We start from the raw sequence: 17,305 nt of genomic DNA, 5'->3' as shown, positions 1-17,305 counted from the left end.
AAGACTCGTTATTGGTGATGTGGCTAACACCTTTCCAAGCAGGGTTCCCACCTGCTACCTCACTCGACCTATGCTTGGTCGCTCCACTTTTGCAGGCTTTCTCGCAGCGGACATCCTCTCGCTTGAGCACCATACTGAGCAACGCAAAAAGCCGCATCCCGTCCTGTCGACGGGGCAGCTTTTTTGTCACTCAACGTTCAGGTGGAAGCACGGAATGAAGAGGTAATACCTAAAGAATCATTATTTTTGGATCGTCTACTCGTCAGTGCTTTGTCGACGTCCTCCTTCGTCACCCTCTTTGCGTCAGGGGGCAATTGCTTCCTCGATTGTTTGAACCAGTTTACCAGTCTATCGTTCAAGCCAACCCGCAGCTCATTTGAAAACAGATGATCCAGCTTAAGATAGTGCCTCTCCGCTTCATTGCGCCGTCCGGTTGCCGTATAAAGCTTCATCAGCGCCAGTCCGTCGTCTTCGTTATACGGATCCCCCTCCTGAATCCGTTCGTACATCTCGAGCGCTTCCTCCCGCATCCCTGCTTGTTCATAGAATCGGGCTAACGAACGGGCGTGCTGATACCACAGCTTCCTTAGTCTTTCGCGTTCGTCCTCCGCCCACCAATAATCGCACTCCTGGAAATAGTCCCCCTCATAAAGCTCAAGCAACTGCCGCAGTTTGGAGTGACTGTCCTCCAAATGATCTCCGCTCACCTGCCGCAAACCATCTTCCCATTCGTCCATATCAATCCGAATGCGGCTTGTGTCAAGCAGGTAGCCTTCTTGGATCGTCATATTGCGGATGGGAGCATCGATGCCCATTTGCTTCAAGCACTGTCTGATGTGATAAATCGATGTGTATAATTGACCCGCTGCCTGCTTCGCGTCAAGATCCGACCACAGCAGCTCCAGAAGCGTTTCCTTGAGGACGATATTGCCGCGATGGTGCAGCAAATACGCAAACAGAGCCTGCGTTTTTGCCGTCCGCCATTTCGGAATTTCCGGAGCCCCGCCGCTGTGTTGAAACCGGAGAGAGCGAAAACAGAGAATGCGGGAAGGCGCTGTTGGTTGAACATCTTCTTGTTTATGCAATCTTCTTTGCAGCAATCGTTGAATCGCTTTGTCCAAACGGTCTTGATGCAACGGCTTAAGCAAATAATCGACCGCATTCAATTCGAACGCTTTGACAGCATATTCGGTATATCCCGTTACAAACACAATATCGATTCCCGGACAAGTCTCCTGCGCCAACTCCACCGCATCGATTCCCGATAGTTCCGGCAAGTGAATATCGAGAAACACGACGTCCGGCTGAAGTTCCGGCATTAGCGCTATAGCCTCCCTCGCGTCCCGAAACGAACCGACAATCGAAATCCCGGAATATCCCGAGAGCATTCGCCGAATTTGATTTAGCACTAGCGGTTCGTCATCCACCAACATGATCTTCATCTATTTCACACTCCATGAAATGTATGCATTGTTTATCGGTTCCATTTTGACCGCTATACCATACTATCGGCATTTTGGCAATGGAAGATTAGAGCGTGTGAAAGTACACGCAGCTTGCAAAGATTTTGTAGAGTTCCTTTTGTTATGATCAAAGATGTCGAATAGACATGGATTTTAGCGAGATATCGGGATTGAGGTGCTTTGGCTCCCTATCGGATAGGAGATGAGAACGGAAGAGAGTCATCATTGTTTGATTGATTGATGGGAATGGAATTCGCACAGATTAATTGTATCAGGAGATGATGAAATGGTGTTTGACAGGAAAGGTAGGATGAACTGGAAGAAGCCGCTCAAGCTGCTGCTGGTCGGCGCCTTGACAATAGGTTTATGGCCTACCGTGCTGGCTCCGCAAACGGCCAAAGCGGCGGTGGCAGCAGGGCCGGGCGGGGTTACCACAAATCTTCACTTATGGCTCCGTGCCGATGCCGGCGTGACGGCGGCGAACGGTACAGTTTCAGAATGGAAAGATCAGAGCGGCAATAACCGTGATTTCTCTCAAACCGATGCTACCAAACAACCTGTTTATAGTGATGATAGCAACCGGCTTAATTTTAATAAGGCAGTAGCCTTTGACGGGGTGCAAGATTATTTATTAAATGCGAATGGTGTTCTGGGAAACAGCACCAACAATAATTTTAATATATTTTTAATGTCGGGTATAGGAAGCGGTTCGAACTCCATTTTTTGGGAGGAAACGTCCGGTGGAGGCAGGTTAAATGTGCATCTGCCTTATAGCGGAACTGTTTATTGGGATGCCGGGAGCCAATCTACCGAGCGAGTATATGCTTCTGCAGGAGCAGTAGTGGGCAATCCTTATATTTGGAACTTTAATTATGGAATCAATGGTTCCGGCGACGCAGGTCAATCCATTTATCGTGATGGGAATGCGCTTGTTTCTGTGCCCAGCCGAACGAATCCTTTAACAGGTATTAACCATAAAATGTCACTCGGCTCGCAATATGATAGCGTTGGAACTCCATTAAGTTTTTACAAAGGCCAAGTAGGCGAATTGCTTTTCTATTCAGGTCCGTTGACGGCTACCGACAGGCTTAAAATCAATTCCTATATGGCGATCAAATACGGAATATCGTTAAACAATCTCAATTATTTGAATTCGGATGCCAATCCAATTTGGAATGCAGATTCAACATATAATAGTAATATTGCAGGTATTGCCCGCGACGATGCGCAAGATTTGCATCAAAAGCAAAGCCGTTCGGCGAACGATGCATCGAAGATGACAATTGGCATTGGAGCACAGTTGTCAACGAAAAATGAGAGTATTTCAGAAACGCTTGCAGATAAACAGTCATTAATCTGGGGCGATAACGGAAAAGGTTTAATATTTAGTAAGCAGATTGGCACGACAGACAAAAACCGTGCAGAACGTGTATGGAAAGTCCAGAATACCGGGAATGTCGGCGAAGTGCTGATTGCGATTCCGAAGGATACGATTCCAGCAAATTCGACGTTGCTTGTCAACGATAACGACTCCGATTTCACGAGTGCCACAGAGCATCAATTAACAACAGTAAGCTTTGAGGGAAAAGATTATTTTACGACAAAAACAGCCTTGGCGGATGGCAAATTCTTCACCTTTGCTGCTCCAGTGCCAGTGCCGAATAGTGCAGCGGCAGCGGGCGGGAATACTATTATTCTTACGTTCGACAAAGAGGTAGCGGGGACAAATTTAACCGGGTTTATAATTACAATTGACGGTACACCATCAACATCGGTCATTAATGTTGACCCAACTGACGCTAAGAAAATGATTTTTACTTTACCGGCAGGAACGGATGTCACCCACAAAACAGTGAATGTGTCCTACAATGGCATAGGTAACTTAAAAGGTACGAACGGTGTGCCTGTGAATCAATTCTCAATGGATGTAAAAACAGGCACTTTAGTTAGTGCGGCGAACAACAGTGTCGACGCAAGCCCGCGTAATGTCACGGTAGGCGGTTCGATGACGCTAACGGCAGCGGGAGACCGGCAGTCGGAAACAGGAGCGGTGTACGGAGACGAGAGGTACATCCCGACAAGCTGGTCATCGACGGAAAGCGGCAAATCGGGAACGTTCAGCGCAAGCGGAGTCACCTATACCTCCACTTATACGCCTGCGACAGCAGGCAGTTACACGGTAACGGCTACTTTCACGAAGCAAACGTGGGATGGCAGCGCATGGACAGATACGACCACGACGGACATGAAGACGATCACCGTTACGGCCGCTCTTCCTACGATGGGAGGCAGTGTAGCGATCAGCGGTGAAGCCAAGGTCGGTCAAACGTTGACGGCAGATGTAACGGGGATTACATATACGCCGAGCACAACGGGCAACGTGCCGACTTACCAGTGGTATCGGAACGGAGTCGCCATCACAAATGCGACGGGTTCCAGCTACACGTTATCCGCAGACGATCTCGGCGCATCCATCACCGTAAAGGTCACCGCAGACGGTACGCATGCGACAGGCAGCGTAACGAGCGCGGCGACAGGTGCGGTTGCGGCAGCGGACGGAGCAGCGGCTCCAACCAATGTCATTTTGGACGCAAGTGCGCAGACGCTGTCGTGGAACAATGTATCGGGATATCCCAATGCTTCCGATTATGAGTATTCGCTGGACGGCGGGACAACATGGACGACAGCAACCGCCAATCCGCAGACGCTGACAAGCGTGCCGAATCCTGTTTCCAATGCCCAAGTTCGCGTAAAAGGAGACTCCAACGCCGGTCGGGCTCCCGGTGCAGCCGGTACGGCCACTCTTCCGACGATGGGGGGCAGCGTCGGGATCAGCGGAGTTGCCAAGGTTGGTCAAACGTTGACGGCAGATGTTACGGGAATTACATATACGCCGAGCACGACGGGCAACGTATCGACTTACCAATGGTATCGAAACGGAGTCGCTATCACAAATGCGACGGGTTCCAGCTACACGTTATCCGCAGACGATCTCGGTGCAGCCATCACCGTAAAGGTTACCGCAGACGGTACGCATGCGACAGGCAGCGTGACGAGCGCGGCGACGGGTGCGGTAGCGGCAGCGGACGGAACGGCAGCCCCGGCATCTCCTGTAGAAGCTGGTAAAACAGCAACAAGCATTACGTTGCAGGCAGTTACCGGTCAGGAATACAGCAAAGACGGCGGCGTAACGTGGCAGGACAGCCCGACGTTCAGCGGACTGACGCCGAACACAGACTATACGTTTGTAACCCGGGTGAAAGCGACAGCGACTCAGAACGCGTCTGCTGCCAGCGCGGGAACTACGATTCGTACTTCGGTTTCCTCGTCCGGCAATGCGGATTTAAGCAGTTTAACGCTGTCAAGCGGAACGTTAAGCCCGGCTTTTACGTCAGGCACGACAGACGGCTATACCGCAAGCGTGGCGAACAGCGTGAGCAGCATCACAGTGACGGCGACGGCACATGGTTCCGATCATGCTGCGGTGACGGCGAGTGTATACAATAGTGCAGGCACATTGGTAAAAGGTCCGATTTCGTTGACGAGCGGCGTCGCTTCCGATTCGCTGCCGCTGAGCGTAGGCAGCAATACGATTAAGGTGGTTGTGACGGCGCAGGACGGAACGACGCAAACGTACACCGTGACGGTTTCACGCGCGTCGGATACGACCTCCTCCGGCTCGTCTTCAACCGGTAGCGGTGGCAGCGGTGGCGGCGGCAGTCCCGGCAGTGCGTCAGACAGCTCGATTGGATTCCGCGTCATCGTGAACGGCAAGGAGTATGATCAAATCGCCACGGGCGCTATAACCAAAGAAGGCGGGAAAAGCGTGCTGGCAGCGACGGTGGATACGGCCAAACTAGCTGCGCAGCTTGAGCAAGAGGGCGACAAGCCGGTCGTCATCGTCCCTGTGGCGACGGTGAGTGCGGACAAAGTGACGACGGTGTTGACCGGCGATGCAGTGAAAGCGATGGAGAACAAGCAAGCGGTATTGGAAGTACAGACGGCTAACGGGAACTACAAGCTCCCTGCGGCGCAAATCGCGATCGACCGATTGGCGACGCAGCTTGGCGGACAGGTGAAGCTGTCGGATATCGTCGTCCATGTGGACATTGCCAAAAGCGATGCGGCGAAGGTTCAACTCGCGGCAAACATGGCGGAAAAAGGGAAGTTCAGCGTCGTCGTGCCGTCGGTCGATTTCACGGTAACCGCTTCTTACAACGGCAAAACGGTGGACGTAGACAAGTTCAACACGTACGTTCAGCGGGAAATTCCGCTGCCGGACGGCATCGACTTGAACAAAATCACAACCGCAACCGTGCTTGCGGCGGACGGAACGATTTATCATGTGCCGACCTACATTACCGTTCGCGGCGGGAAGTATTATGCGGTTGTGAGCAGCTTGACGAACAGCACGTACACCTTGATCTGGCACCCGATGACGTTTACAGATGCAGCAGACCATTGGTCTAAAGACGCAGTGAACGACATGGCGTCGCGGCTGATCGTGAACGGAGTCGACAAGACGCATTACAATCCGAATGCGGCGATTACGCGCGCGGAGTTCGCAGCGATTATCGTTCGTGCGCTCGGTCTCCCCGAAAACGGGAAAAAATCGGCGTACAATGATGTGAAGTCCGGCGATTGGTACGTCGGCGCGGTGGCTAAAGCGCAGGAGTACGGCATCATTGAAGGATACGAGGACGGAACGTTCCGCCCGAGCAAAACGATCACCCGCGAAGAAGCGATGGCGATGATCGCACGGGCGATGAAGCTGACGGGACTTAACGCAAGCGTCAGCAGCGCGGACGCGGCATCCGTACTTGCCCCGTTTGCGGACGGCGCGGCAGTAGACGCATGGGCGAAACAAGCAGTCGCGGCTACCGTGAAGAACGGGCTGGTCAAAGGCTCCGACGCGGGACTGCTGCCGACGAGCGACATTACCCGGGCGGAGACGGCGGCCATCGTGCAACGGATGCTGAGGAAGGCCAATCTGATCGATAACCGAAATTCCAAGTAGAAGAGAAAGTGGCATGCAACGGGGCCGTCCGTCAGCGAATATAAAGCTGAAGGACGGCCCCTTTATTTGCTTGTTGAAATTGTGGCCGCATCCCGTCCTGTCGACGGGGGCAGCCTTTTTGTCGATTTCAAGCCTCTTTGCAAACCATAAGGCAATTGCCGTCCGGGTCTTTGAACACGAACCAGTGGCCGTTCTCGATGGCCGTGACTAGCTCGACGCCCTGATCTTTGAAATATGCGTAGGCGCCTTCCAGATCGCGCGTCGGGAACATAACCGCCGGGGCTTGAAGCGCTGCGCTCCCCCACCTCGGCATCGTATCCAAAATAACGCCGGGACCCTCCACAGGCAGCGGACAAATATGCCCATGCAAAATGGGCGTATCGAGCGGAAAGCCGAAAAGCCGGCAGTACCAGTCTCTCGCTTGTTCAATGTCGCGGACCGGAATAAAAGCTCCGGCCATTTTAGGCAAAAGCGGGCTGGTCATCGCAAATCCCTCCTAACTCAATTCTTTTACCGAATCCAAAACGGATTGCACATGATTTTTCACTCGAACTTTGCGCCACTCCCGGGCGATCCTGCCTTGCTCATCAATCAGGAATGTGGAGCGTTCGATTCCCATATACTCGCGCCCGTACAGCTTTTTGAGCGTCCATACCCCGAATAGTTCGGCGACCCTGTGCCCCTCGTCGGACAAGAGCACAAACGGCAATTCGTACTTGGCGATGAATTTATCGTGCGCTTTGAGCGGGTCCGGGCTAATGCCGATAACCTCGGCTCCGAGCTCGGCGAACTTGCCGTTAAAATCGCGGAAATCGCATGATTCCGTCGTACATGTCGGCGTATTGTCCTGCGGGTAAAAATAGATGACCAGCTTTTTGCCGCGGTAATCCCGCAAAGACACTTCTTTCCCGTTCGATCCGGGAAGGGTAAAATCCGGCGCCGCCGGTCTTGCCGATACTTGCGTCATGAATAGCCTTCTCCTTCTGCATTCCCTGAATTTGCTATATGACACATTATGCGATATTACCAGGGGAACGGCAACTTCATTTGTCAAAAAGCGAAACTTCAGGAACTCTATTGCGTATGAGAAAATATGGAAATTTCAATAGATACTATCATACTTTTGAAGGAGTGTATGCAATGATCGTTCGTTTCAAACGTTTGACGATGGCAGCGGCACTTGGGTTAACGTTAGCGACACCGGCTTTTTCCGCTTCCACCGCTTTTGCCGACTCGTCTCCCGTGACGCGGGGACAGTTTATCAAGCAAATTACAGACGAGCTCAAGCTGGCCCCAGTCAATAAAAATTTAGGGCTCCCGGCCGATGTCGGCATCGACTCCCCATACGCGGATGCGGTGCGGATCATGCTGGAGCGCAAAACCATGTACGGTTACTCCGACGGGACGTTCCGGCTGGATCAGCCGATCAGCAAGGATGAGGCGTCTTTCGTAATCGGACGCTTTCTCGGAATCGCCGATCCGCTGGCCGGAACGAAGCTGAAAGATCATTTTGGCCTGGATTTCGGCAAAGATGCGGGAATTACGGCTGACACAGCGTCTGCGCTGATCCGGAAATCGCTGGCAAACGACCCCGATGCATCCGATTGGCTGACGAATGCGGGCAAATCGCAAACCGAGCTGAAAACGTTCCGCGCCGTTACCGATATGAACATGAACATCGCCTTCAAACCGGACCAAGGCATCGAATTGAGCAATATGAAAACGGCTTCCCATTCGCAAACGGAATTCAACGTCGACCAGGGCATGCACCAGACCGTCACGATGAAAACGCCGGGCGCGGATACCAAGGAAACAACGGTCACAACGGAAATATACACCGTCAAAGACGGCACTTTCGTCAAGATACCGAGCCCGCTTACGAACGAAGGCACCGTGTGGTACGATATGAGCAAACAAATGCCGTTTACATTCGACCAACTGCTGGCTCTGCAAAAAAGCAATATGGACTTGAGCAAAACGTTCGTGACACCTTATTTCTTCAGCCGGGATCTCGGCACCGTGGAAGCTGGCGGCAAGAAGCTGCACAAAGTGGAGGTTAACGGGAAATTAACGAACGCAGCGGACATCATTAAAGCGCTGGGCGCCATGGGCAGCATGAACAGCAGCCAAAGCATGTTGAAAGATATGGCCGACTCTATGGAATTGTCGCAAATGAGCGTCTCGATCTCGGCCGTCATGACGTTCGAAGAGCAAACCAAGCTTCCGGTAAGCATGGCCGGCGACTACTCGGTCGCATATGGCGATGGAGCGGCAATACCGGTCGATCACATGGACATGTCCCTGAACATGACGTTCAAAGATATCAATCAGGCTATCGATATCAAACTCCCGGCAGAAGCGAAAGCAGCGAAACCGTTCTCTCTGCCCGGCGCACCCGCAGGAAACAATTAAACGCGGAACCGTGGAAACAGAAGCCGACGGCATGCCAAAAGAGACGCCCTCCACGGGCGTCTCTCGCATTGTCGGGGAAAATGTAGCCACTAGTTCGGGCAACGTAGGGTAAGCGGATTGCCGAGATAATGGCTCCACTCGTTCCGGGCAACCGGGGTTAGGCGTTTTTCGGGAAAATGGCGGCTCTCGACCGGGACAACCGGGGGTTAGCGCTTTGTCGAGAAAATAACGACACCCTGGCCGGGGCACCCGGGGTTAAGCGGCTTATCGGGAAAATAGCGGCACTCGCCCCGGAGCACCTGGGGTAGGCGGCTTGCCGGCCCGAAAACCTGCAAAAGTGCAGGCTTTTTCAAGGGAAACGGTTCTTTTTGGGAAAAAGCCTGCGATTGTGCAGGAATTTCTGTGCAGAATGGCCCCGAGCCCCGCATATAGCGAAAAAAACTGCAGATTTGCAGGAATTTTTCGAATCCGGAGCATCAACGAGCAAAAAGATGTACTTTTGCAGTTTTTTGGGCAGGTTTTCCGTGCGGGGCCGATGGAATTTGACCGCCGCCATGCCTCGGTGGCACAACACCAGCCCGGGATTCGCGCGCACTGTCGAGAAAATAGCGGCTCTCGACCGGGGCGCTTAGGGTTGGACGGCTTACCGGCCCGAAAACCTGCAAAAGTGCAGGCTTTTTCGAAGGAACCGGTTCTTTTTGGGAAAAAGCCTGCGATTGTGCAGGAATTCCTGCGCAGAATGGCCTCGAGCCCCGCATATAGCGAAAAAAACTGCAGATTTGCAGGAATTTTTCGAATCCGGAGCATCAACGAGCAAAAAGATGTACTTTTGCAGGTTTTCCGTGCGGAGCCGATGGAATTTGACCGCCGCCATGCGTCAGCGCTACAAGGCGCGCCCGGGATTCGCGCACGCTACCGATGCCGCGCTTGCTCTGGCAAGCGATTTTTTGCGCCGACTCTAGACAGACACGTTTCCGCCCTGTCTCAAGGATGTTCCGGAGGGCGTCTTTGAAACGGGCTGGTCGATTTCCAGGAGTCTGGCGGGCGGAGTTGCTTTTGTACATACCACATATAGCGATGGAGCGGCAGTACCAGCCGATCTTCTGCTGAGTTCATCGGGCAGACGTCTAACCGATCACTCGCTGGTTTCTCAAAAGAGCCAGCAGTTGGTTGAAATCTCTTTGCAAAGCGGCGACGTCGGAAGCCGTGGAGTCCGGCATCGCTTTTGGCGTGAATCCGATGTTGCCGATCATCGTCCGTTTAGCCGCGTACGGCGCCGACTTGGGTTCGTCGATCGTGAACGTGCTTGCGCTAATATTCCGCAAAATATTGTTGCTGAATACCATATAATGCTCGGTCTCTTTCACGTAGCCGCCGAAGCCGGTCAGCTCGATGCCATGCTCGCAGTCCGAAATGATATTGCCGTCCATCACAAAATATTTGGGCTTGGACATGCTTACGGCTTGCCGGCACAGCGAGAAAACATTGCCGTTCAGCGCCAGGGCCAAATCGTCGATGCCCAGGAAGCCCGTTTCAAAGCCGCTGATCGTGTTGCCGGATATCGTATAGCGGGCCGGGCTCAAGCCCCCTCCCGCTTCAATGCAAATCCCGGTTCCCAGCTTCATCGAATTAAACAGCGAGTTGTTGCTGATCGTAATATCCGCAGAGCCCGAGATCAGATTGATGACTTTATTCGTGCTGTCCGGAGTATCGTAACCGCACTCTCTGAATGTGTTGCCGGTGATCGTAATCGATGAGGAGGAGTCTTCGACGTGGATCGCTTCCCGTTGAATGCGGAAGAACGAGTTGTTCGCTACGACGACGTTGCATCCGTAAGCGATGCCGACGGCGAAGCCTTTTTGCGTGGAGGCGGAGCTTGTCTTTTTAAAAATGTTGTTGGAAATAATGATATCCGGAAACAAGGTGAGCTCGGCATCGGCATCTTCTGTTTTTTTGATGTTCAGTTCGATGTAATCTCCGCCACCGTTGCGGAACGTGCAGCCCGTCACCAGCAGTCCTCTGCCCCGGGCAAACTGGTCGAGCAGCACGCTGTACGATGTCTGGGCGTCGAAGGTGCAGTTCGTAATGGAAATGTCTTCAACCGAGACGTTGTCCTCTTTGGCCAGGTTGTTGTTGATGTTGATCCCTTTTTGCCCTTTTACGAAAAGTACGCTGTCGATGCGGATGTTGGCCGCTGTGGAATTTTCTCCTTGCGAGAGATGAATTCCCGTCTTTCTGATGCCGGCCGACGACAAATCCAGCGTTAAGTTCTCGATAGCGGTGAAACTCGCCGAAATATCCACGAGCACCCGCAGCGATTCGCCGGCCGAGATCACCGTCTTGTTGCCCAGTCCGCGCAGCCGGACGTTCGGCTGCCTCAAGTTCAGCGTCTCGGCAAGCACATATGACGCATCCGCGATCACTTCCCCGCCTCCGGCATCTCCGGCCGCATTCACCGCGTCCTGAAGCGACGGGTATTCCGAGGCGTAAAACGTATTGACTGGCCCGGCGGCCTTCGTGACCGCAGGAGCAAAAGCGCCGCCCGCCAGCACCGCAGCACCCATCGCGCCCAGCGAGGCCAACGCTTTTCTTCTTGTCATCGTCATTTTCCGGTCATCTCCCATGACATTCCTCCTTGTAAATTTCACGCCGCAGCAATCCTTGCGGGTGCTTGTCCTACGTTTCATTATATATTTAGATACATTTTGTATCAAGAAAAACCGCAAAAAAAGCCCTCCGTTCGTAAAGCACGAATGAAGGGCCTCTGTGGTCGACGGACCGCCGTCATGCAGCACAACACCGCGCGCCCGATAGCTGCGGGCGGTGCGAATTGCGGATCAAGAACCTGCGCCGCGGTAACGTTTGACGCCTATATTCCAGATCGTGAATCCTATGAAGCTGAATACGATGCCGACAACGGGTGTCAGCAGCGCGAACCATTTCCAATTCGCCGGGTCCAAAAAGTAAGCCGCCGGATAAAAGCCCACGAATGCAAAGGGCAAAATCCACGTCAAAATGCTGCGGAGCAGCTTATTGTATATGGTTGCCGGATATCGGCCATAATTTTGAATGTTCCAGATCAACGGCAAAATGCCTGTCGGAGCATCCGAGAAAAAGGAGAGCGAGGTCAGGGATATATAGATTCCCGCATAGATCAGCACCGACCCGATGACAAGAACGATGAAAATGAGCGGATCGTGCCAATGGAACGGAAGACCCAGTTTGACCCAGGAGTACACCATCACGCCGGCGCCGGCCAAGGCGCTGAACAGCGAGGCGGGATCGAGATTTTCCAGCATCAGCTGCCACAGATTATAAGCCGGCCGGGTCAGAATGCGGTCCATTTCTCCTTTGACGATGTACCGCTCGCTGAATCCCCACAAGTTGAAGAAAGTGATAAACAAGCCGTAGGGGATCATAAAATAACCGTAGATGAACAAAATCTGCTCCTGGTTCCAGCCGCCCATGGACGCGGTTTGCAAAAACACAACGAGAATGAAAAACAAGTTAAGGCCGTTAAACAATAAATCCGAAAGCACTTCGATCCAAAAATCGGAGCGGTAAGTGAGCCGGGTTTTCATGTAATTTTTCAAATAATCGGCGATCAGGGATACGTAGAACATGCCGCTCAACCCCCTTGCACGAACAAGCGCGTTCTGGATTTGACCCAAATCATGTAAATCGGGATGATCAGCACGAGGAACCAAATCGCCTGCACGCCCAGCATTGCGTAAACATCCGAGCCTGTAATCTTACCGGTAAATACGGCGCTCGGCAAGTACGTAATAGCTTGAAAGGGAAGCCATTGCAGAACCGTTTCCGACCACCCCGGGAAAAAGGACACCGGAATGATCAAACCGGAGAAGAGATCGACGGCAACGCGCTTCATGCGCATGAGCCCTTCGTTGTTCTCCAGGAAAAAAGCGCACAAGCCGGTAATGATGTTAATCTGCGTGTTGATCAGGAAGCTGAAAAACAGCATGATCAAATAAATCAGCCAGAGATCCGGCCGTGTCGGCAATTCTACCGGCAGCAGCAGCGATATGACAACCATGCCGGGAGTCGTAAACAGCAGCAGGCGGAAAACCCCTTCGCCCAAGCCTTGCATCATTTTGACCGTTACATAATTGTAAGGCCGTATGAACTGGATAGCTACGCTGCCGTCCCGGATTTCGGTGGCGATCTCGCGGTCCAGGTTGTTGAAATAAAATGCCCGTCCCATCCAAGAGATAGCGACGTACGTCGTCATCTGTCCTAAAGTCATCCCGCTGATTGTCGCCTGCGCGCCATAGATGGCTTTATAGACAAAATAGTAAGACCCGATGTTAAGGGCATAAATTAATATGCCGCTGTAATAATTAACGCGGTAAGCGAGCATCATGAGGAAACGCATGCGGATAATTTCCATATAAGCGCTAAGCATGAATAACTTCTCCTTCTGCCTGCTGCGCTTCCGGTTCCTTTTTGGCCTCCGCCGATCCCGACTTGTAGATTTCGCGGACGATATCGTCCGTATTCGTTTCGACGATTTTAATATCTTCGATTTGCAGGACGCCGACGACGCGGCTCAGCACCTCCGAGACATTGGCCCGGTCCTGCGGAATAAACACCTTGGCCGACAGCTCATTTTCGACCTGCCAGGCAACGTCGAGGCCTTGCGTCAGCTCCTGAAGCCGCTGCAGCGTCACCGGATGGACGAATTGCAGAACGACTTCCTTGCCTTTGCCCCATTTGGCTTTGAGCTCATCCAGGCCGCCGTCGTAAATGATGTTGCCGTCATCCAGCATAATGACCCGCGAGCACAGCGCTTCGATATCCTGCAAATCGTGCGTCGTCAGCAGAATCGTAGTCTCATACCGCTGGTTGAGCGATTTGAGAAATTCGCGGATCTCGGTTTTCACGACGATGTCCAGACCGATTGTCGGTTCATCCAGAAACAGAATCGCCGGATTGTGAATCAAGGAAGCCGCAAGCTCGCAGCGCATCCGCTGGCCGAGGCTCAGCTTGCGCACGGGCCGCGACAGCAGCTCGGACAACTGCAGGCGCTCCACGAGCTCGTCGAGCCGCTTTTTGTAGTCGGCTTCCGAGACGCGGTACACTTTTTTCAGCAGCTGGAACGATTCTACGACGCCGATGTCCCACCACAGCTGACTGCGCTGGCCGAACACGACGCCGATGCCCGATACGAACTTCTCGCGCTCCTTGTGCGGAATGAAGCCGTTGACCTTGATATGCCCCGAGGTCGGGACGAGAATGCCGGTGAGCATTTTGATCGTCGTCGATTTGCCGGCGCCGTTTTCGCCGATATAGCCGCATATTTCCCCTTTGGGGATTTGGAAGCTGATGTCCTTAACGGCTGTGACATGTTTGTATTCCCTTTTGAACAGATCCTGGAAAGCGCCTTTCAGCCCTCCGCGGCTCTGCTGTACTTGAAATTCTTTGCGAAGCTGATGAACGTCAATCGCCAACATGACTTAACCTCCCTGTCTTCGTAGACTCGGCAACAATTTATTCCATTATTCGCCAGAACTTGCTATCGAAGTTTTGCAACAACTATAATAATGAGCATAAGTGGCTCATTTGAGCAACACTTCCATGATACATGAATTCTGTAAATAAAAAAAGTACAGATGATTAACAATCCCTGTGCGAAAGGAGCTGCGATTCTTTGAAAATAGTGAAGCGGACTTTGCTCCTGATCGGTTTGCTGCTTATGGTGGTTATCGGTTATTACGGATATTCTTTTTATAATTTCGCCAATAACATATCAAATAAATCAGCGGATCCCCAAGGCGGCGGCGGGCCGTTGTCGGCCAAGTCGTTCAAGGGGCAAAGCGATAAGTATACGCCTCCCAAATGGGAAGGCCAGCAGCGCGTGAACATTCTTCTGCTCGGCGGCGATTCCCGCGGAATGAAGCAAAACGAACTTCCCCGTTCGGACAGCATCATGCTCGCATCCATCGACCCGGTTACCAAAAAAGCGTACCTTTTCTCCATACTAAGGGATACATATGTGAAAATACCCGGCAGCGGCGACGACCGGATCAATACGGCCATTACGACCGGCGGACCGAATCTGGCGATGAAAACCGTCAGCGATCTGCTCGGCATTCCTGTGCAGTACTATGTGTATACGGATTTCAAAGGCTTCATCGCGCTCATCGACGCTGTCGGCGGCATCGACCTTGAGGTCGAGAAAGATATGAAATATTCCGACTCCGAAGACGACCATGTATACGACATTAATTTGAAAAAGGGCATGCAGCACCTCGACGGCAATACGGCACTCCAGTACGTCCGCTTCCGGCACGACGCCCTGTCGGATTTCTCGCGTACGGAACGGCAGCGCAAATTTTTGATGGCCGTGGCGCAAAAGCTGCAGTCGACAAGCTCGCTCATCAAGCTTCCGCACATCCTGAATTCCATCGATCCATACATCGATACGAATATAAGCGTATCCGACATGCTCAAGCTGGGCTCCCTCGGGTTCGAAGCGAAAGCCGACGGCGTCGTCAGCTCCCAGCTTCCGCCATCCGATCTGCTCGTAGAAAAAACGGTGCGCGGCGCCGCCGTCATCGCGGCGGACAAAAACAAACTGCAAACTTATGTGAAAAACTTGTTCGCAGGCACGGCGGAAGCCGATGAAGGGCCGACGAAGCCGTCGCCCTCTCCTTCGCCCAAATCGCCGGCAAAAACGGCGAAGCAATAGGCCGAGCCTGCGGACATCCTTCACTTGCCGCAGGGTGCTGCCGTTCTCCACAACCGTCCGTGCAATGCCCCGCCCGGCATCGTCAATCTTGCCCGCCTCTGCCCGGAGAATGCCTGTCGGCTTCCACCCGGACAGAGGCTTTTTGCGGGCACCGCCTGCGATCAAATATAGCAAAGGAATGATTCTATTTATGATGGAACGCAAAAGATCCGAGCAGCTCTACCAGGAAGCGCTGCAGCATATCGTGGGAGGCGTCAACAGTCCCTCCCGCTCGTTCAAAGCCGTAGGCGGCGGCGCGCCCGTCTTCATGAAGCGCGCACAGGGCGCTTACTTCTGGGATGAAGACGGCAACCGCTACATCGATTACCTCGCCGCCTACGGCCCGATCATTACCGGTCACGCGCATCCGCACGTGACCGAGGCGATCTGCGAAGCCGCGCGCAGCGGCACGCTGTACGGCACCCCGACCGAACTCGAGATCGAGTTCGCCAAAATGCTGAAGTCGGCGATTCCGTCGCTCGACAAGGTCAGGTTCGTCAACTCCGGCACGGAAGCCGTGATGACGACGATTCGCGTGGCGCGCGCCTACACGGGGCGCACGAAGATCATCAAGTTCGCCGGGTGCTACCACGGCCACTCGGATCTCGTGCTCGTGGCGGCCGGCTCCGGGCCGTCCACGCTCGGCACGCCGGATTCCGCCGGCGTGCCGGCAAGCATCGCGCAAGAGGTCGTCACCGTGCCGTTCAACGACATTCCGGCGCTGGAGGACGCGCTTGCGCGTTGGGGCGAGGACGTGGCCGCCGTCATGGTCGAGCCCATCGTCGGNCCGGCAAGCATCGCGCAAGAGGTCGTCACCGTGCCGTTCAACGACATTCCGGCGCTGGAGGACGCGCTTGCGCGTTGGGGCGAGGACGTGGCCGCCGTCATGGTCGAGCCCATCGTCGGCAACTTCGGCATGGTCATGCCCCATGCCGGCTACCTCGAGCGGCTCTGCGCAGCCGCTCGCAAACATGGCGCCCTCGTCATCTACGACGAGGTGATCACGGCGTTCCGCTTCCATTACGGAGCGGCACAGACTTACCCCGGCCTCCCGCTTGCGGAGGAGGCCGGTCCCGAAACGGCGGCGGCGCGCTACGCCGCCGTGGAGCCGGACCTGACGGCCCTGGGCAAAGTGATCGGCGGGGGACTGCCGATCGGCGCCTACGGGGGCCGCAAAGAAGTGATGGAGCAGGTCGCTCCGCTCGGACCTGCTTACCAGGCCGGCACGATGGCGGGCAATCCCGCCTCCATCAGCGCCGGCATCGCCTGCCTGCAAGTGCTGCGGCAGGCGGACGTCTACCCCAGGCTCGAGCGGCTGGGCGCTTCTCTCGCCGACGGCATCGCCTCGGCAGCGGCCCGTCACGGCATCGCCTTGACGGTCAACCGCATCGGCGGCGCCTTCTCGACCCACTTCTGCGATCATCCGGTCACCAATTACGACGAAGCGAAGGATACCGACGGCGAGCGGTTCGGACAGTTTTTCCGCCTGATGCTGGAGCAGGGCATCAACCTGGCTCCGTCCAAATACGAAGCGTGGTTTTTGACCGTTGCGCACACGGAAGACGACATCGTCCAAACGCTGGAAGCCGCGGATCGAGCCTTCAAAACGATGGCTCTCACGCGCTAACCGATTTCCCTAGAAACGAACTATGAATCGTCTCCGAT

Annotated in this window: 12 protein-coding genes; 5 read left to right on the top strand and 7 right to left on the bottom strand. The window is 53.9% G+C overall.

The genetic code is table 11. The features are described from left to right. Nucleotides 1–197: 197 nt before the first annotated feature. A complete protein-coding gene (locus AC6RNO_RS34740) occupies nt 198–1,442 on the bottom strand; it encodes a response regulator (RefSeq protein WP_497108226.1) in 1,245 nt (414 codons plus the stop codon). Nucleotides 1,443–1,773: 331 nt separating this feature from the next. On the opposite strand from AC6RNO_RS34740, the gene AC6RNO_RS34735 reads away from it, so the two are divergent. After that, nucleotides 1,774–6,480, top strand: coding sequence for a DUF8202 domain-containing protein (locus AC6RNO_RS34735; protein WP_497108225.1), 4,707 nt, complete (start codon nt 1,774–1,776; stop codon nt 6,478–6,480). Between the two features lie 127 nt (nt 6,481–6,607). Here the strand turns inward: AC6RNO_RS34735 and AC6RNO_RS34730 are convergent, their stop codons facing one another. Continuing rightward, nucleotides 6,608–6,964, bottom strand: a complete 357-nt coding sequence (locus tag AC6RNO_RS34730) for a VOC family protein (RefSeq protein WP_497108224.1) — start codon at nt 6,962–6,964, stop codon at nt 6,608–6,610. 12 nt (nt 6,965–6,976) lie between these two features. Then, nucleotides 6,977–7,447 (bottom strand): thioredoxin-dependent thiol peroxidase, encoded by a 471-nt coding sequence (bcp, locus tag AC6RNO_RS34725; RefSeq protein WP_497108223.1) that lies wholly within the window; start codon nt 7,445–7,447, stop codon nt 6,977–6,979. Nucleotides 7,448–7,620: 173 nt separating this feature from the next. Between bcp and AC6RNO_RS34720 the strand changes: the two genes are divergently transcribed. Further along, entirely contained in the window at nt 7,621–8,892 is a 1,272-nt protein-coding gene (locus AC6RNO_RS34720) for a DUF6612 family protein (RefSeq protein WP_497108222.1), read from the top strand. A gap of 313 nt (nt 8,893–9,205) precedes the next feature. After that, nucleotides 9,206–9,904 (top strand): hypothetical protein, encoded by a 699-nt coding sequence (locus AC6RNO_RS34715; protein ID WP_497108221.1) that lies wholly within the window; start codon nt 9,206–9,208, stop codon nt 9,902–9,904. A 115-nt stretch (nt 9,905–10,019) separates the two neighbouring features. Here the strand turns inward: AC6RNO_RS34715 and AC6RNO_RS34710 are convergent, their stop codons facing one another. The 4 genes from AC6RNO_RS34710 to AC6RNO_RS34695 all read right to left on the bottom strand — a co-directional run bounded on the left by AC6RNO_RS34710 (nt 10,020) and on the right by AC6RNO_RS34695 (nt 14,363). Continuing rightward, nucleotides 10,020–11,516, bottom strand: coding sequence for a right-handed parallel beta-helix repeat-containing protein (locus AC6RNO_RS34710; protein WP_497108220.1), 1,497 nt, complete (start codon nt 11,514–11,516; stop codon nt 10,020–10,022). Between the two features lie 213 nt (nt 11,517–11,729). Continuing rightward, nucleotides 11,730–12,515 (bottom strand): ABC transporter permease, encoded by a 786-nt coding sequence (locus AC6RNO_RS34705; RefSeq protein ID WP_474685287.1) that lies wholly within the window; start codon nt 12,513–12,515, stop codon nt 11,730–11,732. A 5-nt stretch (nt 12,516–12,520) separates the two neighbouring features. After that, a complete protein-coding gene (locus AC6RNO_RS34700; RefSeq protein ID WP_474685288.1) occupies nt 12,521–13,315 on the bottom strand; it encodes an ABC transporter permease in 795 nt (264 codons plus the stop codon). Then, on the bottom strand, nt 13,308–14,363 hold the full coding sequence (locus tag AC6RNO_RS34695; protein ID WP_497108219.1) for an ATP-binding cassette domain-containing protein: 1,056 nt from the start codon (nt 14,361–14,363) through the stop codon (nt 13,308–13,310). Before AC6RNO_RS34695 ends, AC6RNO_RS34700 begins: the two co-directional genes overlap by 8 nt. A 242-nt stretch (nt 14,364–14,605) precedes the next feature. Between AC6RNO_RS34695 and AC6RNO_RS34690 the strand changes: the two genes are divergently transcribed. Both AC6RNO_RS34690 and AC6RNO_RS34685 read left to right on the top strand, forming a co-directional pair. Further along, entirely contained in the window at nt 14,606–15,601 is a 996-nt protein-coding gene (locus AC6RNO_RS34690; RefSeq protein WP_488438436.1) for an LCP family protein, read from the top strand. A 193-nt stretch (nt 15,602–15,794) separates the two neighbouring features. Continuing rightward, on the top strand, nt 15,795–17,267 hold the full coding sequence (locus AC6RNO_RS34685; protein WP_497108227.1) for an aminotransferase class III-fold pyridoxal phosphate-dependent enzyme: 1,473 nt from the start codon (nt 15,795–15,797) through the stop codon (nt 17,265–17,267). Nucleotides 17,268–17,305 lie beyond the last annotated feature (38 nt).

It is taken from the genome of Paenibacillus sp. sgz302190, from assembly GCF_059820445.1.
Note: the sequence above shows the minus strand (reverse complement) of the source record. Positions and strands in the feature narration are given on the sequence as shown.

What these genes read in the sequence shown, in the direction of transcription:
- AC6RNO_RS34740 (WP_497108226.1), bottom strand. Translation starts at nt 1,442, where the DNA reads ATGAAGATCATGTTGGTGGATGACGAACCGCTAGTGCTAAATCAAATT.
- AC6RNO_RS34735 (WP_497108225.1), top strand. Translation starts at nt 1,774, where the DNA reads ATGAACTGGAAGAAGCCGCTCAAGCTGCTGCTGGTCGGCGCCTTGACA.
- AC6RNO_RS34730 (WP_497108224.1), bottom strand. Translation starts at nt 6,964, where the DNA reads ATGACCAGCCCGCTTTTGCCTAAAATGGCCGGAGCTTTTATTCCGGTC.
- bcp (WP_497108223.1), bottom strand. Translation starts at nt 7,447, where the DNA reads ATGACGCAAGTATCGGCAAGACCGGCGGCGCCGGATTTTACCCTTCCC.
- AC6RNO_RS34720 (WP_497108222.1), top strand. Translation starts at nt 7,621, where the DNA reads ATGATCGTTCGTTTCAAACGTTTGACGATGGCAGCGGCACTTGGGTTA.
- AC6RNO_RS34710 (WP_497108220.1), bottom strand. Translation starts at nt 11,516, where the DNA reads ATGGGAGATGACCGGAAAATGACGATGACAAGAAGAAAAGCGTTGGCC.
- AC6RNO_RS34705 (WP_474685287.1), bottom strand. Translation starts at nt 12,515, where the DNA reads ATGTTCTACGTATCCCTGATCGCCGATTATTTGAAAAATTACATGAAA.
- AC6RNO_RS34700 (WP_474685288.1), bottom strand. Translation starts at nt 13,315, where the DNA reads ATGCTTAGCGCTTATATGGAAATTATCCGCATGCGTTTCCTCATGATG.
- AC6RNO_RS34695 (WP_497108219.1), bottom strand. Translation starts at nt 14,363, where the DNA reads ATGTTGGCGATTGACGTTCATCAGCTTCGCAAAGAATTTCAAGTACAG.
- AC6RNO_RS34690 (WP_488438436.1), top strand. Translation starts at nt 14,606, where the DNA reads ATGGTGGTTATCGGTTATTACGGATATTCTTTTTATAATTTCGCCAAT.